The sequence below is a fragment of the Streptosporangium sandarakinum genome, assembly GCF_050942225.1.
Taxonomy (GTDB): domain Bacteria; phylum Actinomycetota; class Actinomycetes; order Streptosporangiales; family Streptosporangiaceae; genus Streptosporangium; species Streptosporangium nondiastaticum.
Window position 1 is genome coordinate 4,297,373 of sequence record NZ_CP192034.1, and the last position, 21,871, is coordinate 4,319,243.

31 protein-coding genes are annotated in these 21,871 nt (G+C 69.7%); 14 read left to right on the top strand and 17 right to left on the bottom strand.

The annotated features are described in order from the left end of the window. Window positions 1-19: 19 nt before the first annotated feature. From ACQP10_RS20075 to ACQP10_RS20095, 5 genes are all read right to left on the bottom strand, one after another. Window positions 20-313, bottom strand: coding sequence for a response regulator transcription factor (locus ACQP10_RS20075; RefSeq protein ID WP_386148634.1), 294 nt, complete (start codon window positions 311-313; stop codon window positions 20-22). A gap of 184 nt (window positions 314-497) precedes the next feature. Further along, window positions 498-785, bottom strand: a complete 288-nt coding sequence (locus ACQP10_RS20080) for a hypothetical protein (RefSeq protein WP_399501650.1) — start codon at window positions 783-785, stop codon at window positions 498-500. A gap of 402 nt (window positions 786-1,187) precedes the next feature. Next, window positions 1,188-2,390, bottom strand: a complete 1,203-nt coding sequence (locus ACQP10_RS20085) for an MFS transporter (protein ID WP_433539464.1) — start codon at window positions 2,388-2,390, stop codon at window positions 1,188-1,190. An 87-nt stretch (window positions 2,391-2,477) separates the two neighbouring features. After that, window positions 2,478-3,071, bottom strand: a complete 594-nt coding sequence (locus ACQP10_RS20090; protein ID WP_433539465.1) for a TetR/AcrR family transcriptional regulator — start codon at window positions 3,069-3,071, stop codon at window positions 2,478-2,480. A gap of 76 nt (window positions 3,072-3,147) precedes the next feature. Next, window positions 3,148-3,345 carry a hypothetical protein gene (locus tag ACQP10_RS20095; RefSeq protein WP_346021211.1) on the bottom strand — a complete coding sequence of 66 codons (198 nt, stop codon included), beginning with the start codon at window positions 3,343-3,345 and terminating at the stop codon, window positions 3,148-3,150. Between ACQP10_RS20095 and ACQP10_RS20100 the strand changes: the two genes are divergently transcribed. From ACQP10_RS20100 to ACQP10_RS20110, 3 genes are all read left to right on the top strand, one after another. After that, a complete protein-coding gene (locus ACQP10_RS20100; RefSeq protein ID WP_433541925.1) occupies window positions 3,292-3,717 on the top strand; it encodes a hypothetical protein in 426 nt (141 codons plus the stop codon). The genes ACQP10_RS20095 and ACQP10_RS20100 overlap by 54 nt on opposite strands. Window positions 3,718-3,732: 15 nt before the next feature. Continuing rightward, window positions 3,733-4,083 carry a hypothetical protein gene (locus tag ACQP10_RS20105; protein ID WP_433539466.1) on the top strand — a complete coding sequence of 117 codons (351 nt, stop codon included), beginning with the start codon at window positions 3,733-3,735 and terminating at the stop codon, window positions 4,081-4,083. 178 nt (window positions 4,084-4,261) lie between these two features. Continuing rightward, entirely contained in the window at window positions 4,262-4,561 is a 300-nt protein-coding gene (locus ACQP10_RS20110; RefSeq protein WP_433539467.1) for a recombinase family protein, read from the top strand. Window positions 4,562-4,569: 8 nt separating this feature from the next. On the opposite strand, the gene ACQP10_RS20115 is transcribed toward ACQP10_RS20110, so the two are convergent. Together ACQP10_RS20115 and ACQP10_RS20120 are read right to left on the bottom strand one after the other, a co-directional pair. Then, window positions 4,570-4,863 carry a hypothetical protein gene (locus ACQP10_RS20115; RefSeq protein WP_346021208.1) on the bottom strand — a complete coding sequence of 98 codons (294 nt, stop codon included), beginning with the start codon at window positions 4,861-4,863 and terminating at the stop codon, window positions 4,570-4,572. A gap of 336 nt (window positions 4,864-5,199) precedes the next feature. Then, window positions 5,200-5,976 carry a methyltransferase domain-containing protein gene (locus tag ACQP10_RS20120; RefSeq protein WP_346021207.1) on the bottom strand — a complete coding sequence of 259 codons (777 nt, stop codon included), beginning with the start codon at window positions 5,974-5,976 and terminating at the stop codon, window positions 5,200-5,202. Window positions 5,977-6,585: 609 nt separating this feature from the next. On the opposite strand from ACQP10_RS20120, the gene ACQP10_RS20125 reads away from it, so the two are divergent. From ACQP10_RS20125 to ACQP10_RS20135, 3 genes are all read left to right on the top strand, one after another. After that, the gene (locus ACQP10_RS20125; protein WP_433539468.1) at window positions 6,586-7,473 is read left to right on the top strand and encodes a hypothetical protein; all 888 of its coding nucleotides are present in this window, start codon (window positions 6,586-6,588) and stop codon (window positions 7,471-7,473) included. Between the two features lie 223 nt (window positions 7,474-7,696). Continuing rightward, window positions 7,697-9,016: an aminoglycoside phosphotransferase family protein gene (locus tag ACQP10_RS20130; protein ID WP_433539469.1), complete on the top strand. Its 1,320-nt coding sequence runs from the start codon at window positions 7,697-7,699 to the stop codon at window positions 9,014-9,016. A gap of 213 nt (window positions 9,017-9,229) precedes the next feature. Continuing rightward, complete coding sequence (locus ACQP10_RS20135; RefSeq protein WP_390004887.1) at window positions 9,230-9,565, top strand: hypothetical protein; 336 nt, start codon at window positions 9,230-9,232, stop codon at window positions 9,563-9,565. Here the strand turns inward: ACQP10_RS20135 and ACQP10_RS20140 are convergent. Next, window positions 9,562-10,320: a formylglycine-generating enzyme family protein gene (locus ACQP10_RS20140; protein ID WP_390004889.1), complete on the bottom strand. Its 759-nt coding sequence runs from the start codon at window positions 10,318-10,320 to the stop codon at window positions 9,562-9,564. The genes ACQP10_RS20135 and ACQP10_RS20140 overlap by 4 nt on opposite strands. Window positions 10,321-10,522: 202 nt before the next feature. Between ACQP10_RS20140 and ACQP10_RS20145 the strand changes: the two genes are divergently transcribed. Beyond that, window positions 10,523-11,110, top strand: a complete 588-nt coding sequence (locus tag ACQP10_RS20145) for a hypothetical protein (protein WP_390004892.1) — start codon at window positions 10,523-10,525, stop codon at window positions 11,108-11,110. Window positions 11,111-11,410: 300 nt separating this feature from the next. After that, window positions 11,411-11,815: an NUDIX hydrolase gene (locus ACQP10_RS20150; protein WP_390004895.1), complete on the top strand. Its 405-nt coding sequence runs from the start codon at window positions 11,411-11,413 to the stop codon at window positions 11,813-11,815. A gap of 395 nt (window positions 11,816-12,210) precedes the next feature. Here the strand turns inward: ACQP10_RS20150 and ACQP10_RS20155 are convergent, their stop codons facing one another. The 3 genes from ACQP10_RS20155 to ACQP10_RS20165 form a co-directional block, all read right to left on the bottom strand. Beyond that, window positions 12,211-12,534: a cupin domain-containing protein gene (locus ACQP10_RS20155; RefSeq protein ID WP_433539470.1), complete on the bottom strand. Its 324-nt coding sequence runs from the start codon at window positions 12,532-12,534 to the stop codon at window positions 12,211-12,213. A 31-nt stretch (window positions 12,535-12,565) separates the two neighbouring features. Then, the gene (locus ACQP10_RS20160) at window positions 12,566-13,522 is read right to left on the bottom strand and encodes an IS481 family transposase (protein WP_433539471.1); all 957 of its coding nucleotides are present in this window, start codon (window positions 13,520-13,522) and stop codon (window positions 12,566-12,568) included. 76 nt (window positions 13,523-13,598) lie between these two features. Next, window positions 13,599-13,877, bottom strand: a complete 279-nt coding sequence (locus ACQP10_RS20165; protein WP_433539472.1) for a helix-turn-helix domain-containing protein — start codon at window positions 13,875-13,877, stop codon at window positions 13,599-13,601. A 140-nt stretch (window positions 13,878-14,017) separates the two neighbouring features. Between ACQP10_RS20165 and ACQP10_RS20170 the strand changes: the two genes are divergently transcribed. Next, window positions 14,018-15,004, top strand: a complete 987-nt coding sequence (locus ACQP10_RS20170) for an alpha/beta fold hydrolase (protein WP_390004899.1) — start codon at window positions 14,018-14,020, stop codon at window positions 15,002-15,004. On the opposite strand, the gene ACQP10_RS20175 is transcribed toward ACQP10_RS20170, so the two are convergent. From ACQP10_RS20175 to ACQP10_RS20185, 3 genes are all read right to left on the bottom strand, one after another. Then, entirely contained in the window at window positions 14,961-15,173 is a 213-nt protein-coding gene (locus ACQP10_RS20175) for an NUDIX domain-containing protein (protein WP_399501655.1), read from the bottom strand. The two genes, ACQP10_RS20170 and ACQP10_RS20175, sit on opposite strands and share 44 nt — an antisense overlap. A 170-nt stretch (window positions 15,174-15,343) precedes the next feature. Then, window positions 15,344-16,525 carry an NAD(P)/FAD-dependent oxidoreductase gene (locus tag ACQP10_RS20180; RefSeq protein ID WP_433539473.1) on the bottom strand — a complete coding sequence of 394 codons (1,182 nt, stop codon included), beginning with the start codon at window positions 16,523-16,525 and terminating at the stop codon, window positions 15,344-15,346. A gap of 128 nt (window positions 16,526-16,653) precedes the next feature. Beyond that, window positions 16,654-17,019 carry a hypothetical protein gene (locus ACQP10_RS20185; RefSeq protein WP_346021196.1) on the bottom strand — a complete coding sequence of 122 codons (366 nt, stop codon included), beginning with the start codon at window positions 17,017-17,019 and terminating at the stop codon, window positions 16,654-16,656. Window positions 17,020-17,129: 110 nt separating this feature from the next. Here ACQP10_RS20185 and ACQP10_RS20190 point away from each other — a divergent pair, with 110 nt between their 5' ends. After that, complete coding sequence (locus ACQP10_RS20190; protein ID WP_399501657.1) at window positions 17,130-17,336, top strand: helix-turn-helix domain-containing protein; 207 nt, start codon at window positions 17,130-17,132, stop codon at window positions 17,334-17,336. Between the two features lie 86 nt (window positions 17,337-17,422). Further along, complete coding sequence (locus tag ACQP10_RS20195) at window positions 17,423-17,794, top strand: hypothetical protein (protein WP_433539474.1); 372 nt, start codon at window positions 17,423-17,425, stop codon at window positions 17,792-17,794. A gap of 464 nt (window positions 17,795-18,258) precedes the next feature. Here ACQP10_RS20195 and ACQP10_RS20200 read toward each other — a convergent pair whose 3' ends face one another. Continuing rightward, window positions 18,259-18,753 (bottom strand): hypothetical protein, encoded by a 495-nt coding sequence (locus ACQP10_RS20200; protein WP_433539475.1) that lies wholly within the window; start codon window positions 18,751-18,753, stop codon window positions 18,259-18,261. A gap of 74 nt (window positions 18,754-18,827) precedes the next feature. Here ACQP10_RS20200 and ACQP10_RS20205 point away from each other — a divergent pair, with 74 nt between their 5' ends. Continuing rightward, complete coding sequence (locus tag ACQP10_RS20205; protein WP_433539476.1) at window positions 18,828-19,730, top strand: aminoglycoside phosphotransferase family protein; 903 nt, start codon at window positions 18,828-18,830, stop codon at window positions 19,728-19,730. Window positions 19,731-19,811: 81 nt separating this feature from the next. Here the strand turns inward: ACQP10_RS20205 and ACQP10_RS20210 are convergent, their stop codons facing one another. Then, the gene (locus tag ACQP10_RS20210; protein ID WP_346021192.1) at window positions 19,812-19,940 is read right to left on the bottom strand and encodes a hypothetical protein; all 129 of its coding nucleotides are present in this window, start codon (window positions 19,938-19,940) and stop codon (window positions 19,812-19,814) included. A 298-nt stretch (window positions 19,941-20,238) separates the two neighbouring features. On the opposite strand from ACQP10_RS20210, the gene ACQP10_RS20215 reads away from it, so the two are divergent. Beyond that, the gene (locus ACQP10_RS20215) at window positions 20,239-20,739 is read left to right on the top strand and encodes a GNAT family N-acetyltransferase (RefSeq protein WP_346021191.1); all 501 of its coding nucleotides are present in this window, start codon (window positions 20,239-20,241) and stop codon (window positions 20,737-20,739) included. Between the two features lie 363 nt (window positions 20,740-21,102). After that, on the top strand, window positions 21,103-21,381 hold the full coding sequence (locus ACQP10_RS20220; RefSeq protein ID WP_399501682.1) for a VOC family protein: 279 nt from the start codon (window positions 21,103-21,105) through the stop codon (window positions 21,379-21,381). A gap of 41 nt (window positions 21,382-21,422) precedes the next feature. On the opposite strand, the gene ACQP10_RS20225 is transcribed toward ACQP10_RS20220, so the two are convergent. After that, entirely contained in the window at window positions 21,423-21,743 is a 321-nt protein-coding gene (locus tag ACQP10_RS20225; RefSeq protein WP_433539477.1) for a DUF6879 family protein, read from the bottom strand. Window positions 21,744-21,871: the final 128 nt, after the last annotated feature.

Consider the following 21,871-nt stretch of genomic DNA (forward strand, 5'->3'; position numbering starts at 1 on the left):
CAGGTGACCCGGAAGTCGATCATCGGCCGTCTCCCCCGCCGGGGGTGACGAGGCCGCTCTCGTAGGCCAGCGCCACCATCTGGGCCCGGCTGCCGAGGTTGAGTTTGGCCATGGCCCGGTTGAGATGGGTTTTGACGGTGGCCTCGCTGACGTTCAGGCGGGTGGCGATCTCGGTGTTGGACAGGGCGTGGCCCACCAGCTTGAGGACTTCGGCCTCGCGGGCGCGCAGCTGGTTGGCCTGGTCGGCGAGCACGGCCTCGGCACGGGCGGTGGCCATCGTGGCAGTGCCGAGCGCGGTGGCGAGCCGTTCCACCTCCGCGCGGCTTTCCCGGGTGATCCGTTCGAGGTCGGCGCGGGCGGCGTCCTCGCGCTGCTCGGCCTGTCGCCGGTCCTGTTCTGTGGCGCGCAGGGCGCGTTCGGCGGCCAGCCCGATCCGGCGCGCCGCACCGGCACCGGTGAGGAAGCGGCCGCTCCCCGGGCCAGCGCCCCGGTGGTGGTCAGGCGATCGGGTCGGCGTGGCCGGGCTCCGCAGGCTCGGCGGAGGGCGCGGAGGCCTGCCGCGGCTCGGTGGTGAGCCGTTCGCGCAGGTCCGCGCGCAGCGTCCGCAGGTCGTCGCGCTGCTGGCGCAGCTCGTGCTCGCGCGCCACGAGGAGCTCGCGCTGCGCGGTGATCTCGGTGGCGAGGCGGCCCGCCTCGGCGCGCAGCGCATCGCGCGCGGCAAGCACGGCGCGGAGCTGTGCCCGGTGCACGCCCTGACCACCTGGATCGCCACGCTGCACCGGCACGGCCGCACCCGCGGCCCGGTGTTCGTCCGCATCGACCAGCGACGATGCCGGGGCACAGGTAGTCCAGAGCCGCGGCCAGCTCGATGGCGTCCGCCGTGCCGCCCGCCCGCTCGTGCAGCGCGCTCCGTTCCCGGTCGCCGGGCAGCGCGCACAGCTGCGCGCCGTGGGCGAGGACGCGCTGGTCGGCCAGATCCTCGGGGAACATCGCATCCGCCGCGGAGGTCTCGCCCCTGGCCGGGCAGAGGAACGACCGCCGCCGTTCCTCGGGCCCAAGGCCGGCCGCGGCGCCGGGCGCCAGCCGGACCTGTGCGCCGAACGCCTGGTCAACGCCTACTTCGACACCGGCTCCCTGCCCGCCCGGGACGTCCACCGGTCCCGTGTCCGCGCCACGCCGTCACGCCGTCACGCGCCGCGTACCCCGGTGGGCTGCTCCGCGGTCGCGCCGGACGGGGTCAGGGCCTGCGCCTTCCCGCGCACGCGGACCTCCGGAAGGAGGCTCAGCAGGCCCAGCGCCGCCAGCGCCGCACCGAGCCAGAGAGGGGCTCGCAGACCGTAGGAGTCGATGGCCAGGCCCCCCACCGAGGAGCCGATGATGACCCCGAGGGTGATGAAGGACGAGTGGACCGTGTTGACCAGCGGCCGGGCGTTGGCGGTGCGCTGGACGCGGGTGACCATGGCGGGGTTCATGGTGACGCCGACCAGGCCGATGCCGAGCATGAAGGCCACCGCGGGGATGCTGAGGTGGGCCAACAGGGCGAAGCCGACCAGGCAGACCAGGTTCAGTGCCAGCCCCCATGTCTGGACGCTGATGGTGTGCCGGTCGGCCAGGCGGCCGACGATGGTGTTGCCGATCACGGTCGCGGCGCCGTACGCGATGAGCAGCACCGGCACCGTGCCCTCGCCGACCCCGGTGACCCGGGTGAGGATCGGGCTCAGGTAGCTGAAGGCGGAGAAGGTCGCGCCGATGATGAGGGTGCTGGTGGACAGCACGAGCCACAGCTTGGCGTTCTTGAAGACCTTCAGCTCCTCGTGGAGGTCGGAGGCTCCGGCCCCGGCCCGCTCCAGGCGGGGGACGCCGATGAGCGTGGCGAGGGCGGTCAGCACGGTCAGCGCGCTGATGGCCCAGAAGGCGGCCCGCCAGCCCAGGTGCTCGCCGATCAGGGTGGACAGCGGGAGCCCCAGCAATGTGCCGACCATCAGCCCGTTCAGGACCACGGCGATGGCCCGCCCGCGCACCCGATCGTCGGTGAGCTGGGCGGCCAGGGAGATGGCCACCCCGAAGAACGCCTGCGAGGCGATCCCAGTGATCACCCGGGCGACCATCATGACCGCATACGAGCCCGAGGCCGCGGCCAGCACGTTACCCACGAGGAAAATCACGAACAGTGCCGTGAGTGCCGATTTCGGCCGCAGCCGCGCCATGGCCATGGCGAGGAAGGGACCGCCCACGGCCATGGCGACCGCGAAGGCGGTGATGAGGTAGCCGATCTGCGGGATGGTCGCACCAAGTCCGGCGGCCATCTGCGGCATCAGTCCTGCGACGGCGAACTCGCTGGTCACCATGGCGAAGATGCCGAGGGCCAGCAGGTAGACGGTACGGGGCAAAGCAGTCGCTCCTTGGTCACGAAAATTTTGTATCGAACGGTGTAGAACCCGGGCATGCGAAGCCCGCCCGGGACTGACGGGAAGGTGTCAGGTGAGGGCGTCCATGGCCGTCGCGGCGATGGATTCCAGGACGGCGGGGCCGGCGCCTCCCTGGGCGGCGACCCGGATACCCGCGATCACGGTGTTGACGAACCGGGCGAGCGCGTCCGGGGTTCGGGCCGAGGTGATGTCGCCGGCCGCCAGCCCCGCAGCCAGGACCACCCGCAGCGAATCCAGCCGCCGGGTCAGGTCGCGATCGAGCAGCTCGGCGATCTCGGGGTCCCGGCCGGCCAGCTCCACCGTGGTGTTGACGGTCAGGCAGCCGCGGCCGTGGCCGTCCCGGTAGGAGGCGGACTCCAGCTCGACGATCTCGGCGAGCAGGGCGCGGATGCGCTCCAGAGGCGGCCGCTGCGGGTCTTCCAGGATGCGCTCCTGGTTGGCGGCGGTGGCGTCGACGTAGCGCGTCAACGCGCGCTTGAACAGCTCGTGCTTGCTGGTGAACGCGTTGTACAGACTACTGCGGTCCAGGCCGACGGCCTCGCACAGGCCCCGGGTCGAGGTGGCCTCATAGCCGTACGCCCAGAAGAGGTCCGTCGCGGTGGCCAGCACCTGATCCTCGTCGAATGTCCGCGGTCGCGCCATGGAGGTAACGGTAGCCGTTTTACACCATTTGGTGCAATACGGTCGGCGCCGCTGGACGCTCGCGGAGCTCCCCGCTTCACCCGTCGCCGAACCGCCACATCATCGCCTTCGCCTTCACCGCGACCCCATGTGAGCCATGCACGGCGAGATCGGCCGGATGGTGTGAGCCGCCGGCAACCTGCGCGACCTGGCGCTGGTACTGCTGCTGTACGTCTCGGCGCTGCGGGCCAGCGAGGTCTGCCGGGCCCGCGCCGACCACCTGACCGACGAGCACGGCCGGACCCTGCTGCGCGTCACCGCCAAGGGCGGCAAGACGCGCACCGTCCCGCTGGACCCGGCCGTGATGGAGGTGGTGCGCCGGTTCGTCTCGCCCAAAGGCCAGAGGCATCTGCCCGGCGACCGGTGGTCGGCGACCACACGGAGCTTGGTCGGGTACGAATCATGGCTGGAGCGTGACCATGTCATGCTGCTCGACATCGACGAGGCGGTGACCGGCATCTCCTCCCGACCGTTCTGGTTGTTCTGGACGACGCAGGACGGTAAGTCGCGTTCCCATGCGCCGAGACCTCAGGAAGCACCAGCACCCCGGATCCTGGCGCCTACCCGACAACTTCGAATACGCCTCCGACGGACATGCCGTGAATGAGGAATTGAAGTACTGATGAGAGCAGGCCTTGGAGAGCGCCACCCGGAACCGGCTCGCCTCCTGCAGATCGATGCTCCGGTGGAGAGCCATGACATCGCATGGGCGGGTGGGCGGCTGCCGCTTCGCGTCGCTGCCCACACCTCCGATGCAGAGGTGCCCCTTGAATTGGTCACGTCGGTGCGCTGCATCGTCTGGGTCGGTGACTCAATCGTCTTCTGCGAGAACAGCGACGGCGCTCATCCGTGGCCGGGCTGGCGGCGACAGGCCGGGAAGTCGTATGCGGACACCATCGTGCGTGAGGCGCGCGAGGAGACCGGCTGGTGGATCGACCGCGCGAGCGTCCGGCGCACGGGTGGCTTCATTTGACGCACCTACTGCCCCAGCCGCCCGATTCTGTGACACCATTCCCCGACTTCCTACAGATCGCCTGCCAGGCGAAGGCATCCGAACGGGAGGACGAGCCCCACACGGCGTGGGTCGACACAGAGGGCTACGAGCTGCGCTCTCGCCTCGTCGCCGTCGAGGAGGCGTTGAAGGAGACCACGTGTTCGCCGCGCTCGCCGAGTTCATCCGTGAACTCATCGTGGAAGGCACTCACGAGGGCCTGACCGCCGCGAAGGCTCATGGTGTCCGACTCGGCCGCCCGCCCGCGATGACCCCCGAGCAGGTCCGGCACGCCCGCGCCTTGCTCACCCAGCCCGACGCCACCGTGCCCTCGATCGCCCGGCTGCTGAACGTCAGCCGCTCCACGATCCACAAGTACGTGCCCGAACTCGCCACGGGCCACCCTGCCGTCGACCAGTCAACAGCGCGAGCCGAGCTGGAAGCGGAAAGCGGGCACTGATTCGTTCACTAGAACGTCTCTTCCTGCGGTTTCTTTTCCGGGCTCTGGCGAGCGGCCCTGATCGCCGATACCGCGCCAAGCACAACGCCGGCCATGCACACGATGATCATGGGATTGACATAGCCGGGTACGAGGTCGAAAACCTCATTGCACTGCCTCCTGAGCGGGAAGCAACTCGATTCGGCCTTCTCCGGTTCCCAAGGCTGGCCGTGCTTGAGCGAGCAGGCCTCTTCGATGTCCCACGCGAACGTGTGCCACAGACCCCAGCAGTACATGATCCCCGCACCCGGCAAGGAGAACATGCCGAACTCAGCCCAGGTCCCGGCCCTACCGCCGATTCATGTAGTCACCAGCACATGAATGCCTATGACGACTACCACCAGCACGATGAGGATCGGACCGGATAACAGGCCCAGACCTACGACCGCTTCCATGCCTTCTCCCCCAGGTCGTACCGCGTAGCAGCCCCGCGTGGTCCTGGTCGATGAGCTGATGGCCTGCCTAGCCGACGGCTCCGCACTGTGTGCAGCGGGGGACTGAGCGGAGGGCCGGATGGATTCCATTCGGGGCTCAACTCAGCCATGGGTAGCGGCGGCCAGCGCAGCCATCACGGGATCCTCACGACCAGGGCCAGCTCATCACCCTGGAATCTCAGCCACCACCAAGAACAACAAGGCCGAGGCCAGGAATGGCTGAGAGCTGAGGTCGTCGATCCATCCTTCGGCGTCCGGCTTGAGATAACCGGCATCGATGGCCCGGGCGACGTTGCGGCGCAGCCCGAAGAGGTGATCGGCGGTCGTGAAGTCGCGGAACACTGGCGCGGCTGTGACTACGGACCGCACCACGAGTCCTGCCTCCCTGCACAGCCGGGCCAGGTTGCGGCCGATAGTCGGATTGCGGATGATCTCTGCGGCTAGGAACCGAACCAGTGCGCGGCTCATGGCCGGCTGGGGGGAATCGATCAGCAGCCCCTCCCAGTCGGGTTCGGCCATGACGATCCGCCCTCCAGGGCGGGCTGCCCGGCGAAACTCCGCCAGCACCTGCGTCGGATCCGCCACGTGCTGGAGCACACGGTCGGTGCGAGCTCGATCGACGCTCCCCTCGTCCAACGGCAGCGCATGGACGTCTCCCGAACGGATCTCGACCAAGGGTTGTTCTGCTAGGCGGGCTCGAGCTTCGGCGATCATCACGGGATCCCGGTCGACTCCGATGACCTGGCCGGCCGGTGCGACAGCGGTCGCCATGGCCGCCAGGTCGGTCCCCGGTCCGCAACCGATGTCGAGCACGGTCTGCCCTGGGTGGAGATCCAGCAGTTGCAACACCTGTTGCTTGTAGTCCCGGCCCGCTGTGCTTGCGGCGACGTGGTCGAGATAGGCGATCGGATCCGGACGAGATCGAGAGTCGTTGTTGATCATGCGGACAGCCGATCAGACGCAGATGCGGCTCTCGAGGAAGAGATGTCGAGATTTCGTGCACCTTGCCTCGTCCCTCCTGGCCCAAGGGCTTTCTGCGCTGCGACCATTGCCGCTTACCCGCTGCGCTCGCCTTGTCAGTCCTAGTCACCTGCCTGGCTGTCGGCCATGGCCCACTCCGGCAGCGTGCGACTGGCTCCCACTCCCGATTCCACGGACGAGGCGGCTTGATGGCAACGGATCCAGAAGCCGTTTCGGCGGTTGGACTGCTTCATGCCGCTGCTGCGCCCTACGAGCCCGCGCCCCGCGGATGAGCGCCGAACAGATGGCGAACACAAGTCCCATATGATCACGCGGACTTACTCCGGCAGGGCTCATGATCAGCTGCACTTGCTCACGGAATCGCCGAATCTTACACATCAGCCAGCACGGCACCGGTCTCCGAACACCCCGATTGCCGCCGAGACGTCCCGCTGCCCTTTGCCTGTTCGTTCGCTCTCATCTTGGTGATCGAACTTCGATCTCCAGGTTTTGGCGGCCCATGACACGCTGGTCAACGGCACCCCGAGTGAGCCGAGTGAACCGTGCCACCCGCCGGCACGTCTACCGATCATGAGGATGCTTGCGGCCGCGGTGCTTCTCCTGCTCGCGACGGCCTGCGGTCCCGCCCAAGCACCGGTCACCGCCGAGGAGTTCGCCGACCGCGCCCGTGAGGTCGCCGAACACTGGCGGGCTTCGGCGGAGCAAGGGCCCTGGAGGGCGGGGTTCGTCCCGCTGCGGAACCTGACCCTGGAGCCCGACTGGGAGCACACGCCCCGCTGGGTCGGACGGAGTGCGATCAACAGCGCCTGGAAGCTGGAGACCGGACTCCCGGCCGAGGCGCCCGCCCCGGCCGAGCTGCGCTGGGCCGACGGGGGCACGCTGAGCGTGCCGGTCCTGACGGCCGCGGCCGCCTATGCCGGGCTCAGCAAGCCCACGTCCTTCGCCGACGAGAAGTGCCCGGCCGAGGGCTGCCGGCCGCTGCGCGTGGTCGCGGTGGCGCGGGGCGAGGCCACGGTGCCCAGCAGCCGGGGGGATGTGCGGGTGCCGACGTGGGACTTCACCGTGGAAGGCGTGCCGGGGCCGTTCCGGCGGGTGGCGGTGGACCCGGCCGCGATGGGTGGGCCGCCCCGGCCGCTGGAGGGCGGAATCCAGGAGGTGAGCACCTACGAGGTGCGCACGCCGACCGAGCTTCGGCTGAGCTACCAGCACGGCGTCTGCGACACGACGTACGGCGCGCGCGTCCACGAGACGCCCGAGGCGGTGGTCGTGGACGTCGACGTCCGGCCCGACGACGTGGAGATCTGCCCCGCGATGGGGAAGACCGACCGGATCGGCGTCACGCTGCGCCAGCCCCTGGGCCGCCGGGTGGTACTGGACTGCGGCAGTGGGGTGCCCCTGCTGCCGCACAGCGGCGTCCGCCTGGCCGAGTTCCGGAACTATGACCCGCGCCGCTCCTGATCTTCGGCGCTCTCGGCTACGGTGTGGGACCGTTGCCGGCAGTTGAGCGTGACGGTGGCCTGGGGCCTGCCCGAGGCGGGGTCCAGGGGCACGGGGAACGTCCGCCCGTCGGCCACTCGGATCTCGCTCGACCTCGGCCCCGTCCACGTGACCGACTCGAAGGCGGCGTCGGGGACGTCGTCGTCGAAGCAGCCGAGCTCCGTCGATCCTTGGAGGGTTGATCATGTCGTCCGAATCCGTGGAAGCCGTGCTGGTCATCGTCGACCAGGACGGTGCCGTGCTGTGCGACATGACCGGCGGCAGTCCGGCGCTGCCGCGGATGCGGTTCGACGTCAGGTGGCCGCCGATGGACAGCGAGCTGACCGATCGCGTGCGCTACGAATTCGGGCTGATCACAGTGGTTCTGGAGCCGTTGGACTTCACGACGGTGGTCCTGCTGGCGGTAGGCGGAGCACGGCCGGTATCCGCCGATGGGTTCGCCTGGCACGGGCATGATGCGGTGAGCGGGCAGAGCCTGGTCCTCGACCGCCGGGCGGCGCGATCCCGGCCGCCCGCCTCCGACTGGTTCAGGCCCGGCTGGTTCGAGCGAGCCGAGTCCTACATCGACAGAGAGATCAAGGCTGCCGGTCGCATGCGGCTCGGTCCGAGCCGTCAGATCAAGCACTGGAGCATGTCCGCCGTGCTCCGCACGCCGACTGACCGGGGTGACCTGTACCTGAAAGCGGTCCTGCCGAGGCTGGCTCGCGAGCCGGACATCACTCGGTACCTGGCGTCATTGCGCATCGCGCCGTTCGCCACCATCACCGCGATCTCCCCCGATGACCGCTGGTGGCTCGCCGAGGACTTCGGTGGCGTGGACGGCTGGGCGGTCTCCACAGAGCAGCGCCGCGCCTGCCTGACACAGCTGGTCATGGTGCAGAAAGAGACCATCGGCCGCGGGGACGAGCTGATCGCCGCAGGATGTGTCCCGCTCACCCCGACCTCGCTGGCCGACGGCGTGCGGTCGGCCATGGCACGCGACGACATCTGGCGGGCGCCCGAACTTCCGAAGAACCTGTACCGGGCGCTGAGCGGCGAGGAGGCCGACCGACTGCAGGCACTGACCCCGTACCTGGTCGAGTGCATCGAACGCCTGGACGAGGCGGCCGTCCCGGCGACGATCGTCCACCGCGATTTCCATCCGGGCAATGTGGTCGTGCGCGACGACGAGATCCTGCTGCACGACTGGAGCTTCGCCACCGTCACGAACCCGCTGTTCGACCTGGCCTCATGGCTGCTCGACGTCCCCGAGCCGGACGCTGCGAGCTACCTCGAGGTCTGCTTCGCCGCCTGGGCCGACACCGTCGCACCGGAACGGATGCGGAGCGCGTGGTGCGTGGCCAAGCCGCTCGCCGCAGTGGTGGAGATCATGAAGCTGATCGAGCTGGCCGACATCGTCGGACCGGATCACGACTTCAACTGGCTACCGATGGCCTACGGCTGGGGCCGGCGACTGCTGAACTCGGCCACCGACCCCGACCTGACCATCAACGGTTGGCGATAGTAAGGCTGATCGGCCGCATTTGAAGACCTTGAGGCCCGGTACGGACGGCGCGCCTGACGGTGAGGCCGGTCTCTGGGAGAAAGATCGCATCACTGGTCGTAGGTGCGCAGCCGTCCGACACGATATCCGTGAGGCCATCCCCTGCACGCCGTTCGCGTCGCGCGCTGAGCCGAGATCGTCGGTTTGGGCGCCGGGGCCGTGCGGGTGGACCCGGTGCCGGCGGTGAAGCTGTCGGCGCTTGCCCGCTACGGGCTGGTCCCCAAGGCGCCGACGTTGCGGGATCTGGAAGGCGATCGGCGGGCGTCCACGCTGCCGGCCACCGTCCGGCATCTGGAGACCTCTTCGGTCGAAGATGCCCTGGACGTGCTGGACCTGCTGATCACCTCGAATCTGCTGGCCCGGACCGAGCGGGCGGGCAAGGCCGAGCAGCTGCACACCTCCCCCGAACTTCGTAAGGCGGCCCGCACGATGGCCTCGGCGGTGGAAGTGCTGATGTCGGCGCCGGAGGCGACCGAGGATCGGCTGGTGTCGCTGTCCGTCGTGCCCTAACGGGATTCCTGCAGGGAGGGCCCGGCCGACGACGCCAGGCGGAAGCCCAGGCCGATCGCCACCAGGTCCCGCTCGTACGCGCCGTGCCGGCGAGCACAGCGGGCTAGGTCCCGGTCGTGGCGGAACGCACCGCCCCGGGTGATGTGCGGGTCGAAGGCCCAGTCCTCGGTCCTCGGCACCTCAAGGGGAGCGCCCTGGTAGGGGGCGTAGAGGGTGGAGGTCCATTCGTCGGCGTTGCCCGCCATGTCCAAGACGCCGAACGGGCTGGCCCCCTCGGGGAAAGAGCCGACCGGCGTGGTCGTGCCGATGCCCAGGTCCACGAGATTGGCCAGCCCGGTACGGTACTCCTCACCCCAGGGGAACTCACGGTCGTCGTCGCCTCGGGCGGCGCGCTCCCACTCGTCCTCGGTCGGCAGGCGTACCTCAACGCCGCCGAGCCGCTCCCCCAGCCACCGGCAATAGTCCGTCGCCTCCTGCCAGGTGACACCGATGACCGGGTGGTCCGCCGGCGCCTGCGGCACCGGCCTGCCGGTGGCCCGCGCGAAGAGCGTCCATTGCCCGACGGTCACGTGGGTGCGGGCGATCCGGAAGCCCGGGACGTGGATCTCGGCGCGCGGGGCCTCCTTCCGGTACCACTCCACCGGCACCCTGGTGTCGGCGTAGCGGCGCGCGACCTCCTCCACATCCTCGGCGGGCGTGCCTCGCCGCAACGTTCCGGCCGGGATCTCGACCCAGTCCACCTGTTCCACGCCCATGACGCCTCCACAACTCTCAATCGAAGAGACACCATGGTCGCGCCGACGGGCCCGAGCGCTCATCAGGCGGCAGACCTAGACCGGCAACGTCTTTGGTCCTAGGCGGTGTCTTCACGGTGATCTCAACTCCATTGCGTTTGACTGAGCGGCCTGTCGTCAATCCCTCGTGACGACACAACGGGACCTCTGAAGAGGACGCGGGATGGACCTGGCGTCGGTCGGCGCACTGATAGGAATGGTCGTCGGGGGGTCGGGAATTGCGGTCGCGGGAGCGGTGGCCGACAGCGAGACGATCACGGCGTGTGTGAGCACGAACGGGACGCTGCGGATTCCGCCGGACTCCTCTCCCACAGGCTCATCCGACCAGGCCGCGCGGGGCTCTCTTCCCGTTCCCACCAGTACGACGGTGCCCCGCGGGTGCCTGGACGGTGAGCGGACGATCTCCTGGAACCAGACGGGTCCGGTCGGCCCGCAGGGCGCACAGGGTGAGACCGGCCCGGCCGGGCCGAAGGGGGAACCAGGCATTTCCGGCAGGGAGATTGTCAGGAACCGCACCGTGTTCGCTGCCCACGCCTGCAATGGAGTCGAGGTCACCTGCCCGCAGGGCAAGACGCCCATCAACGCGCGCTACTACGCTAGGTATGCCGCCGGGCCGGGTCACGTCGACCAGATGCAGGTGGGCCATTGGGGACCCGTCTACGATGAGGGCATCTGGTTCTACGGGGCCTTCAACCCCCTCGATGTTCCCGTCCTTGTTGAGGTGACCGCCATGTGCGCGGTCCTGTCCTGAACCACCGGACAGGTCATCGGGGAGTCCCCGGAGCGGGTTTCCGTCCCGGTACGCGGCCGAGAGCCGACGGGAGCGTCATGGGGTGCCCGGACCGCTCGCCGCCCCTTGCCGCAGGTTCGGACTCATCCGAGACGGTCCTTCATGGTAGAACGGCCAGCACCGACCGGTCGTGACAACTGTCATGCGTGGATGTCCCGGCATGGCCCACCGGCCGGCCGCGAACGCCCCGGGGGCTCCTGAGGGATTTCGGGCTGAACGGTGGTCTACGGCCGGCGCTGTCGGGCGAAGGGGAAGGCATCCGTGACGAACAAGATCGTTAAGGGCAAGGTGCTGTGCTACATCGTTCGTGACGGACGGTTGCTGGTCTTCCGGCACACCGGCTTCAGCTACGAGGAGGTCGGAATCCAAGTCCCTGCCGGAAGCATCCGGCCAACGGAGACACCGCAGGACGCCGCCCTTCGCGAGGCGCGGGAGGAGACGGGTCTCACCCGATTCAGGATCGTCCGGAAGCTGGGCGAGGTCACCTACGACATCAGCCCCTACCGATTCGAGATCCAGCACCGCCACGTCTTCCACCTGGAGCTCACCGAGCCCGCCCCGGAGCGATGGGCCGGCCGGGAGCTCCACGACGGCGAACGGGAGCCCACCGACTTCGAGTGCTTCTGGATCCCGCTCGAAGCCGCCCATGTCCTCCAGTCCGGCTAGGGCGCGCTAATCGGAGCGCTCTTCGACTGACCAAGGGCGACCGTCATGGTCCGCACGTCCGGCACAGAGCCCGGCACGCGCCTCCACCCTTGAGGCCGGTCCTCCCATCACCGAGCACGCCACGGCCACGCTCAGCGGCACGTGAGCGGGTGGTCAAACGGTCGGCGTCAGGTGTCCGGCGGCGGCCGGTCCCGCGAAGGCGATGTCGGCATCGGTCAGCGGGGCCCCGGTAGTAATGGCGGGAAATCCAATGGATATCGCCGGCCAGCGTCGACGTAGAGCATCCAGGCAAGGCCGGCGGCATCCTCGGCCAGATGCGCGGCGCCCGTCAACTGGCGTTCCAACTCTGCGACGCTCTTTCATCAGAGCGGTTCAGAGGCGTATCCGTTGAGTTTTCAGCCATTACTACCGAGACCCCGAGGGGTGCGCGGCCGTAGGCGCTCGCCCTGCGGTCCGAACATGATCAGGTACTCGACCGGACCGCCGGGGCTGGCGTTCGCCACCCCGTGCGGGGTGCGGGTGTCGAATTCGGCGACGTCCCCGGAGGTCAGGATGAGGTCTTGGTCGCCGAGCGCGAGCCACAGCCGCCCGTACAGGACGCACAGCCACTCGTAGCCTTCGTGGGAGACCCGACGGGGCCGCGCGGGCGGGTCCTCGAGGGCGGGCAGGAGGTGCTTGTGGGCGTGCAGGCCGCCGACGTACCGGGTCAAGGGCAGCACCGCCTTGTCGTCACCGAAGCTCAGCGGCGCCCTAGCTGTATTGACCCGCAGGGTTGTTGACGCGGGTGATTGGTGGCTGTCCGCCGAGTGCGGTGTGGCAGCGGTGGTGGTTGTAGGTGTGGATGAAGTCTGCCAGGGCCTGGGTCCGTTCGTCGTTGCTGGTGTAGGTGCGGATGTAGGCCCACTCGTCGAGCAGGGTGCGGTTGAAGCGTTCGACCTTGCCGTTGGTCTGTGGCCGGTAGATGCGGGTGAGCTTGCCTGTCGCGCCGATGTCGGCTAGTGCCTGCCGCCAGGCGAAGCTCTTGCGGTAGGGCCAGGCGTTGTCGGTCAGGACCCGTTCGACGCGGTCGATCCCGCAGGCGGCGAAGAAGGCGGCGGCCCTGCGCAGGAAGGCGGCGCAGGTGGCGGCCTTCTCGTCGCTGTGGATCTCGCTGTAGGCCAGCCGGGTGTGGTCGTCGACGGCGGAGTGGATGTAGTCGAACCCCACGCTGCTGCGGTTGGCCCGGCCGGCTTGGCGGCCGAGGACCTTGTGGCCGCCGCCGGCGGGGATGCGGCCGAGTTTCTTCACATCCACGTGGACCAGCTCGCCGGGCCGGGCCCGTTCGTAGCGGCGGATCACTTCTCCGGTGGGCCGGTCCAGGAACGCAAGACGGTTCAGCCGGTGCCGGGTCAGGATGCGGTGCACCGTGGATGAGGGCAGGCCCAGGATCGGGCCGATGCGTGCCGGGCCCAGCTTGCGGTCCTGTCGCAGCCGGCAGACACGCGCCTCGACGTCCGCCGCGGTCCGGTGCGGTGTTTTGTGAGGGCGGCTGGAACGGTCGGCCAGCCCGGCGTCTCCTTCCTGCTTCCACCGGCGCACCCACTTGTGTGCCGTGGTGCGGGAGATGCCCATCTCGGCGGCTACATGGGCGACGGGGCGGCCCGAACGGACACGCTCGATGAGCAGACGCCTGCCGTGAACGGTCAGCCGGGCGTTACGGTGGGACACGAAGACCTCCGTGTGGTGCGTTCCTAGACAGCTCCACCACACCGGAGGTCTTCGCCATGATCAAGCCCAATCAGCGTTAACAACGCTTGTGGTCAATACACCTAGCGCGCGGCTCGGCCGCGGGGGCGGGCGCCGTGCCGGCCAGTTCGTCCAGGGAGATGCCGTACTCTTTCGACAGCTGCAGCAGCACCTCCAGGGTGGGCTTGCGCCGGCCGGTCTCGATCCGCGACAACGTGCTGGTCGAGATCCCGGTCGCGCAGCTGACACCGGCGAGCGTCGCGCCGTGGTGCTCACGCGCGGCCCGCAACCGGGGCCCCATCGCGGCCAGCGTGCCGTCCACGTCGTCGGCTGCCACCTTCCCCGCTCCTTCTCACCGTGCCGCGCCATCGCTCTTTCCTGCGAGTTTGCCAGAATGGCAAGGCAAATCGCATCGGGCGGGTGCCACGCCGCAGGATCAACGGGTAGCCGCATCCGCCGCGAACCGAGGAGAAGCCCATGCAGCCCGAGCCGACCACCGAGCTCCGCAACCGCACCGTCGAGACCCCGGCCGGGCGCCTGCACCTGGTCGAGCAGGGCACCGGCCCGCTGGTCCTGCTCGTGCACGGCTTCCCCGAGTTCTGGTACTCCTGGCGCCGCCAGCTCCCGGCCCTCGCCGCGGCCGGCCACCGGGCGGTGGCCATCGACGTGCGCGGTTACGGCCGCTCCTCCAAGCCGGAGGCGATCGACGCCTACCGGATGCTCGACCTGGTGGAGGACAACCTCGCCGTCGTGCGCGCCCTCGGGGAGGACGACGCGGTGGTCGTCGGCCACGACTGGGGCTCCAACATCGCCGCCGCCTCCGCCCTGCTCCACCCCGAGGTCTTCCGCGCCGTCGGCCTGCTGAGCGTCCCCTACGCGCCGCCCGGCGGCCCCCGCCCCAGCGACATCTTCGGCCAGATCGGCGGCCCCGAGCAGGAGTTCTACGTCTCCTACTTCCAGGAGCCCGGCCGCGCCGAGGCGGAGATCGAGCCCGACGTCCGGGGCTGGCTCGCGGGCTTCTACGCGGCCCTGTCCGCCGACACCATGCCTGCCTCGGGCGAGCCCGACCCGCACTTCGTCACCCGCGGCGGCCGGCTGCGCGACCGCTTTCCCACGGGGGTCCTCCCGGCCTGGCTGAGTGAGGACGACCTCGACGTCTACGCCGGGGAGTTCGAGCGCACAGGGATCACCGGCGCACTCAACCGCTACCGCAACATGGACCGAGACTGGGAAGACCTCGCCCCGCACCGCGGAGCCCCGATCAAGCAGCCGTCCCTGTTCCTCGGCGGCACCCTGGACGCCTCCACCACCTGGATGTCCGACGCCATCGACGCCTACCCCACCACCCTTCCCGGCCTGTCGGCCTTCCACCTCTTGGACGGCTGCGGCCACTGGATCCAGCAGGAGCGCCCCGAGGAGGTCAATCGCCTGCTGACCGACTGGCTCGCCACCCTCCAGGCCTGAACCAGGCGGGCCACCCGGGCAGCCTGGCGGTGCGCTCGGCCTCGTGACCGGTCTCCCCCAGCAGCTCCCGAGCCGCCGCGACCTCGACCGGCTCATCGCCGTCGGCGTCTCCGCCCGGCAACTCCAGCAGGACCTTCCCCGCCGGGCTGCCCGCGGCCTGGGGCTCCACATCAGCGCCCCGGCATGCCGGCAACGCTGACGGCCGCGCTCCAGCGGTGAACGGATCCGCCGTAGCGCAGCGGCATCAGCGGCAGGGGTGGCCCGGGTGGTTCGCTCGTGCTCGGCGGGCGAGCGGGTGGTCACGCTCGCCCGGCGGTTCCGTGTCGGTGGCGTTCTTCGTCATGCCCGGGTGGGGAGCCGGGTCGCCGCCGTGTCGGTGGCGGTGAGGTGGCGGCGGCGGCTCGGCATCATCATGGTCGGGTGGGAGACGCTCCAGGCCGCGCTGGCGCAGATCATCTCCTTGAGGCGGGCGGCGGTGCGGCCCGTGATGACGGTGGAGGTGACCTGGTCGTCGGGGGTCACGCGCTGGATGATCCCGTCGCGGCGTCCGAGGCTGATGCACTGCACGGAGTAGCCGATCGTGGTCTGGGGAACGGTGCGGCCGGTCAGGCGCGCGGCGATGACGTCGGCCGCCAGCCACGCCATCGGGTTGGCCGAGGCGCACGACATCCGCAGCGGCCTGCCGCCCGCTCCCTGGGCGAGCGCGGCGTCGCCGACGGCGTACACGTCGGGGTGGGAGACCGAGCGCATGCCGGCGTCGACGATGATCCGCCCTGTGTCGGACACCTGGAGGGTGGTGGCGGCCGCGATCGGGTGCACGGTGAACCCCGCGGTCCACACGGTCACCTGGGCGGGGATCTTCGCGCCCGTGCCGGTGAGCGCACCGTCGGCGTCGACGCGGGTGATGGCGGCGTGGTCGTGGACGGTGATGCCGAGCCGGTCCAGGGCGCCGCGCAGGTGGCGCTGGGCCTTGTCGCTGAGCCAGTCGCCGACGCGGCCGCGGGCGGCGATCGCGACCTTGAGGCCGGGGTGGGCCTCGGCGATCTCGGTGGCCGCCTCGATGCCGGTCAGGCCGCCGCCCACGACCAGCACGGTCGCGCCGGGCGTCAGCCTGCTCAGGCGCGCCCGCAGCCGGAGGGCGGCCTGCTTGCCGGCCACGTTGTGGGTGTGCTCGGCGGCGCCGGGGACGCCGTGATCGGCGATGACGCTGCCCAGGGCGTACACGAGGGTGTCGTAGGCGAGGGTCTCATCGCCGAGATCGACGGTCTTGGCCTCCACGTCGACGGCGGTGACCCGTGCGGTCCGGACCTGTACGCCGGTGCCCGCGTAGAGGTCGCGCAGCGGGCGGGGCTTCAGGTCCTGTCCGCCGGCGAGCTGGTGCAGGCGTACCCGCTCGACGAACTCCGCATCGCCGTTGACCAGGGTGATCTCGACGTCATCGCGGTGCAGCCGCCTGGCGAGGCGGCCGGCGGCGTTGGCTCCGGCGTATCCGGCTCCCAGGACGACGATGCGGTGCTTCATGGCTGGCTCCTATCCGGTTGCGTTCACCTCCTGAACCGGGCAGCCGCGCGATCCCTGACAGCGAACGAGTGTGATCTGGGTCACCAGTTCTCCGCGGCAGGGCGGTAGGGTCGCGACCGGTGACGGCGTCATCTGGGACCGGAGGCCGGGTGGATCAGGGGTGGACCTGGGAGCAGGATGTGCCGCCGCGGTGGCTGCTGATCGATGACGGCAGCAGTGGTGTGGACGGCTCCGGCGCCCCTGGCGCTGTGCGCCGGTATCGACGGCTTGTTCGTCGAGCCCGCGCCGCCGCTGAACAGGGCGGTAGGCCAGGGGTGGCTCGCCACCTCCTGCAGGTGGTCGAACCGATGTCGCATCACGTCCGCCGCGCCGACGGGGCAGCGCAGCACGTTCTCCTCGACCCCGTTGAACGGGCTGCAGCGGATGCGTTTGATGGTCAGCAGGCGCCCGGATGGGGTGATGAGGACGCCGCGGACCCGTGCGGGGCGTTTCACCGCTCACCTGGAGCGTGGACGCCCCGTCTTCCAGGGCGGGGAGGAAACGCGGCACGGCCCGGCATGGTGGTCCCCCGGTTGTGCCGGTGGGGGTCGGCAGGTTGATCGGCATGTCCCGTGTGCGGCTTCAGCCCTCGCCTGCCCAGGAGGCGGCGCTGTTGAAGCATCGCGGGCACGCCCGGCTCATATGGAACCTCGCGGTGGACCAGCACGCGCACCGGCGTCCAGGCGTGACGTCCGCGCCGGGTTTCGCCGAGCAGTGCCGTCAGCTCACTCCAGGTGCGAGCCATATTCGCGTGGCTGCGGGCATCTGCTGACGATCGTCACGCGGCGAAGGGCTTTCCGGGCCGTGCGGTCACGCCGGTCGGCAAGCTTGCCCGGCACAACAGCGACAGAGGAGACGATGCCGAACACCGACCGCAAGGGTCGACTCGTCGCGGCGAGCACCTATACGGGCACGGTGCATGCCGCGCCCCTCGACACCAGATCCACCCAGCCGGGCCTGGCCCCATGGAAAGCCGTGTGCCCCGTTGAAACGAACCTCACGCGAACCACCAAGCCGGTGACGTGCCGTCGCTGCCTGATCTGGCTTGCCAAGCGAGGACGAAAGATCGGAGACATCATCGAACTGAAGGAGCGCAGGCTGGGAGGCGAGACTGAGAACAGCGGTTTCAGCGGTGGGTCGCCGTGCGGTGCGCGGGACCGGAATGGCCCGGGAGCCGACGCGAGGGTGGTGACCTGCGGCGATGCGATCCCGGAGGCTGCGCAGAGGTGAGGTTCTGTCTGATCTCGGGCCCGGCGCGGCCCGTTTCTGCCGCATTCCGGTGGCACCCCAAGAACCAGTGGCGCGTTGGGGTAGTCCTGGGCCAGCGTGGTCAGGGCGTCCTTTTCCGTGGCATCGACGCTGAGGGCCCAGCGGACTTTGACCGCGGTCCACTCGGCGACATACCGGCAGCGGGCCTGCTCATGAGGCGGCAGCCACTGGCCGGGGAATTGGCCTTCCTCCTGGGCTCCTCGGCGCGACCGAGGAGGGCGAGTTCCTGGGCGAGTCCCCGGTGATCGCCCGCGAGAAGCCGCGGTGGACGTTCCGCTGTGCCGCCGGGGGCGATGCGGGTCTGCCCGAGGGCGTCGTCGCGCGTGCCTGCCAGCGCGTCGCGTAAGCGGCAGAACGCCTGCGCCCGTTTCGGGTGCGGTCGGCGCGCCGCCTCGTCCGCCCCCGGAACGGGGCCAGCCCGAGCATCACGGTCGCCCCTTCCTTGCCAAGAAGGGGCCCCGGTAATGATCGCGGAACATCCAACGGATGCACCTCCGGCCTGCCCTGATGCGAAGGCGTAGCATGGCTGGTGTGCCCGGCTGGTGGGCGCGACGGGCCGGGGCCGTGGGTACCGCCGGCCTCGCCGGGATGCTCCGCGTCGATGTCGGCAAGCGGAAGCGGCGCCGACCGCGGGGCCGGCCCGGGGCGCGGCCGCCGGGCGCCGGGTAGACGGGCCCCGGAACGAGCAGGTTGATGGCGACGCCGATGGGGATCGACACGAAGGCGCCGAGGGTGAGGAACATCCACTGCTGACGGCGCTCGGCGCGGATCATCGCTGTGGTCTCGCCGGCGAGGATCCGCCGGATCTTCTCAGCCTGCTCCGCATCGATGGCGAGGAGACGCTGCTGCTTCTCGGCCCGTACGAGGAGTTCCTCGCGTGCCGCCTGCTGAACGGCGAGGTCACGCCGGAGCTCGTCCATGAGATGCGCGGCTTCGGTGGATGTCCCAAAGGGCGAGAGCCGCTCCGCCTGCCGCCTCACTACTGTGACGTCGCATGACCGGCACCGAGATTGAGATCACTGCAGACCTGGTCCGCGATCTGCTGCAGGAGCAACATCCAGACCTTGCAGGGCTGGCCATCGGTGAGGTGGCGGGCGGCTGGGGCAACCACATGTGGCGCCTCGGGGACGAGTTGGCCGTGCGCATGCAGCGTATGGACCCCACCCCGGAGCTCCAGCTCAAGGAGCGGCGGTGGCTACCCGTGCTGGCCCCGCGCCTGCCGCTCCCGGTGCCGACCCCGGTGCGGTTCGGCGAACCGTCCGAGCGCTTCCCCAAGCACTGGACCGTGATGACGTGGGTTCCCGGCGAGCCGCTGGATCACGGCTCGATCAGCCGCGGCGCCCACGCGGCCGACACGCTGGCGGGTTTCCTCCAGGCGCTCCATGTGGAGGCACCCGCCGAGGCCCCGGCCAGTTCGGACCTCGGCGCTCACCCCAAGAGGTGCACGGGCGGCTTCGAACGGTTCTTGCAGGCCATTGACCCCGCCACCGTCGGCGATGCCGGCGCCGTCCGGGCCGTCTGGGCCGATGCCGTCGCGGCCCCCGAGTGGGAGGGCCCGCCGGTGTGGGTGCACGGCGACCTCCATCCCGCCAACGTCGTCGTCTCGGACGGAACGCTCTCAGGCGTGATCGACTTCGGTGCCCTGTTCGCCGGCGACCCGGCGTGGGACCTCGGCGCCGCATGGGTGCTGCTCCCCGCGGGCACGGCCGTGCGGTTCTTCGACGCGTACGCGCACGCGGACGAGGCGGCGATCCGGCGCGCCCGTGGGCTGGCCGCCATGAAGTGCCTCTTCCTGATGCTCATGGGACAGAACGGAGAGCGGGGCCTTCCCGGCGGCAAGCCGCACTGGGGACCTGCAGGCCGCGCGGCACTTGATCGGGTGCTGAAGGGCGTTTGATGTAAGAGCCGGCCCCGGGCATGGGCCGCACTGCGCCCCGGCGACACGTTGAAGTTCCGAAAGTCCGACCGGTGGGGCCGCTCAGCCGCGCACGTGCGGCCGCTGGTCGCCGAGCGAGATGCCCAGCGCCGGGAACTGCTCGGCGATCTCCAGCGTGGTGAGAGGGCCAGGTGCCGTAGCCGTGTGACCAGGCGTTCGCGAGGGTGACATCGAGATCCGGCCGGTGGTGCCCGAGCCCACCGAGTACGTCGTGCCGAGTCCGGAACGCGAGGACCAACGGAGCCGTGTCAGCCAGGCTCAGGTGCGTCCGGCGGATACGAGAGTGAAGGTGTCACGGAAGGCGGCGTCTGGGTGGGTCCACCGCCCGGCGACCGGGCGAAGAAGTTCCAGGCCATGGCTGAGCCGCTCGTGACGGGCGCGGTGGATAAGACCACGTGGTCGGTGGTGATCAACGTTTGGTATCATTACCTTTCCGGCTGAATGTTGATTTCGGCCGGAAAGTGCTTGTATGACCACTTTCAAGGTAAGCGTGCGGCCCGCGAGCGCCGCAGACTTCTCCACCGTCGAACGACTCTGGCTCATGTTCCGCCACGACATGTCGGAGTTCCAGGGCGGGCTGCCCGCCCCCGACGCCACCTATCGCAGCGACCGGCTGCAGGCCGCGTTCCAGGACGATGACTGGGCGCCCTACCTGTTCACCAGCGACGACCACCCGGTCGGGTTCTCGTTCGTACGCGCGCTGTCCGGCCCGGAGCGGGTGCTGAACAGCTTCTTCGTCGTACGCGGGAGGCGCCGGTCCGGGATCGGGATGACGGCTGTGCAGGAGGTGATCTCCCGGCATCCCGGCCCGTGGAAGATCGCCTTCCAGGACTCAAACACGGCGGCCGTGGCGTTCTGGAGGCGCGTGGCTACCACGGTCGTCGGCGAGGCGTGGACGGAGGAACGCCGGACGGTCCCGCACCGGCCGGACGTCCCGCCGGACGTGTGGATCTCCTTCACGACCGCCTGACGGGTGAAGGGGCCGGCGGCTGAAGGGGTCCTGCCCTGGGTGAGTGCCGCCGGCTGGTTTCGGAGCAACGTTGCGGTTCACGGCTGGTGACATGTTCTTAACGGAACCCCATGTAGCTACGGTTCTACCCAGCACAAAAGCGCCCCGCCCTCCTGAGGGCGGGGCGCTGCGTCTGGGTGGGGTCTCGGGGGTCCTGCCGGAATGCCGCGGAAAGGGGCCGCCGAGTTACTCAGGACGGCGGGATTCGGTTCGAACAGGGTGGGATACGTCGGGCGCGATAACGCGATCTCCGCTGTTTCCGCAGGTCGTACTGCCTGGTAAGGAGCCTTATGTCAATCGCTCTACATCCCCTGGAGCGCACTGCTGGACCGCCCGCGGCTGCCGTCCCGACCCGGCTGGGTCTACCTCGGCCAGCCCGGCGACCCGCAGCCCCGCCTTAACTTCCAGCCGGTGACCGAGCCGAAGCACGGCAAGACACGCCTGCACCTGGACGTCGTGGTCGACGACATCGACCAGGGCATCGCCCAGGTCATCGCCCTCGGAGGTCGGTTCACCGGCGAGCGGCACGACTTCGACGAAGGGGTGGTCGTTGTGATGGCCGACCTCGAAGAGCACGAATTCTGCCTGGTCCAGTACTACTGACCCGCGAACGTAGATCCCCGCCAACCGCGCCAAGCCCGCCGTCAACCCCGCCGGACTACCGCCAAAATCCGGTCCGATCCTCCTCGCGAGCCGACGCGGTCGTGGTCGGTCCGGCCCGCTGGGGCGGGCACCGCCGTGCTACCGGACCCCCGGGCGGCGGTGGGGGAAGGAAGGAAGCAACGCGGCCCGGTCTTCGCCCGTAACCGGAGGAGCTGCAGCTCCCACCGCAGGTACGGCGTGTAGGGGCGTTCCACGACGCGAAGCCGGTGTCCGGTCGACGTGTCACGCCGCCCCAGTCGTGAGGGACGACATGGTGACGATCGCGGGGTCACAGCGCGCCGGATCACTCCCGAATCCAGCACAGGATCAGACCCGGCGCTCCATCGAAAACGGCTGTTTTCGATGGAGCCGTGAAAGAAGAGCGCTGGCTATGTGACACGAATCGATGTCAACGTCGTCGAAGGGGTCTTGTGCAAGGGGTCTTGTGCGT

Bases quoted from the DNA above. Each gene is read 5' to 3' on its own strand.
- ACQP10_RS20205 (WP_433539476.1), top strand. From the start codon at position 18,828: ATGACCGGCACCGAGATTGAGATCACTGCAGACCTGGTCCGCGATCTG.
- ACQP10_RS20140 (WP_390004889.1), bottom strand. From the start codon at position 10,320: ATGGGCGTGGAACAGGTGGACTGGGTCGAGATCCCGGCCGGAACGTTG.
- ACQP10_RS20170 (WP_390004899.1), top strand. From the start codon at position 14,018: ATGCAGCCCGAGCCGACCACCGAGCTCCGCAACCGCACCGTCGAGACC.
- ACQP10_RS20115 (WP_346021208.1), bottom strand. From the start codon at position 4,863: ATGTTCTCCTTGCCGGGTGCGGGGATCATGTACTGCTGGGGTCTGTGG.
- ACQP10_RS20125 (WP_433539468.1), top strand. From the start codon at position 6,586: ATGAGGATGCTTGCGGCCGCGGTGCTTCTCCTGCTCGCGACGGCCTGC.
- ACQP10_RS20090 (WP_433539465.1), bottom strand. From the start codon at position 3,071: ATGGCGCGACCGCGGACATTCGACGAGGATCAGGTGCTGGCCACCGCG.
- ACQP10_RS20210 (WP_346021192.1), bottom strand. From the start codon at position 19,940: ATGTCACCCTCGCGAACGCCTGGTCACACGGCTACGGCACCTGGCCCT.
- ACQP10_RS20120 (WP_346021207.1), bottom strand. From the start codon at position 5,976: ATGATCAACAACGACTCTCGATCTCGTCCGGATCCGATCGCCTATCTC.
- ACQP10_RS20200 (WP_433539475.1), bottom strand. From the start codon at position 18,753: ATGGACGAGCTCCGGCGTGACCTCGCCGTTCAGCAGGCGGCACGCGAG.
- ACQP10_RS20180 (WP_433539473.1), bottom strand. From the start codon at position 16,525: ATGAAGCACCGCATCGTCGTCCTGGGAGCCGGATACGCCGGAGCCAAC.
- ACQP10_RS20130 (WP_433539469.1), top strand. From the start codon at position 7,697: ATGTCGTCCGAATCCGTGGAAGCCGTGCTGGTCATCGTCGACCAGGAC.
- ACQP10_RS20195 (WP_433539474.1), top strand. From the start codon at position 17,423: ATGCCGAACACCGACCGCAAGGGTCGACTCGTCGCGGCGAGCACCTAT.
- ACQP10_RS20105 (WP_433539466.1), top strand. From the start codon at position 3,733: ATGAGAGCAGGCCTTGGAGAGCGCCACCCGGAACCGGCTCGCCTCCTG.
- ACQP10_RS20215 (WP_346021191.1), top strand. From the start codon at position 20,239: ATGACCACTTTCAAGGTAAGCGTGCGGCCCGCGAGCGCCGCAGACTTC.
- ACQP10_RS20190 (WP_399501657.1), top strand. From the start codon at position 17,130: ATGTCCCGTGTGCGGCTTCAGCCCTCGCCTGCCCAGGAGGCGGCGCTG.
- ACQP10_RS20145 (WP_390004892.1), top strand. From the start codon at position 10,523: ATGGACCTGGCGTCGGTCGGCGCACTGATAGGAATGGTCGTCGGGGGG.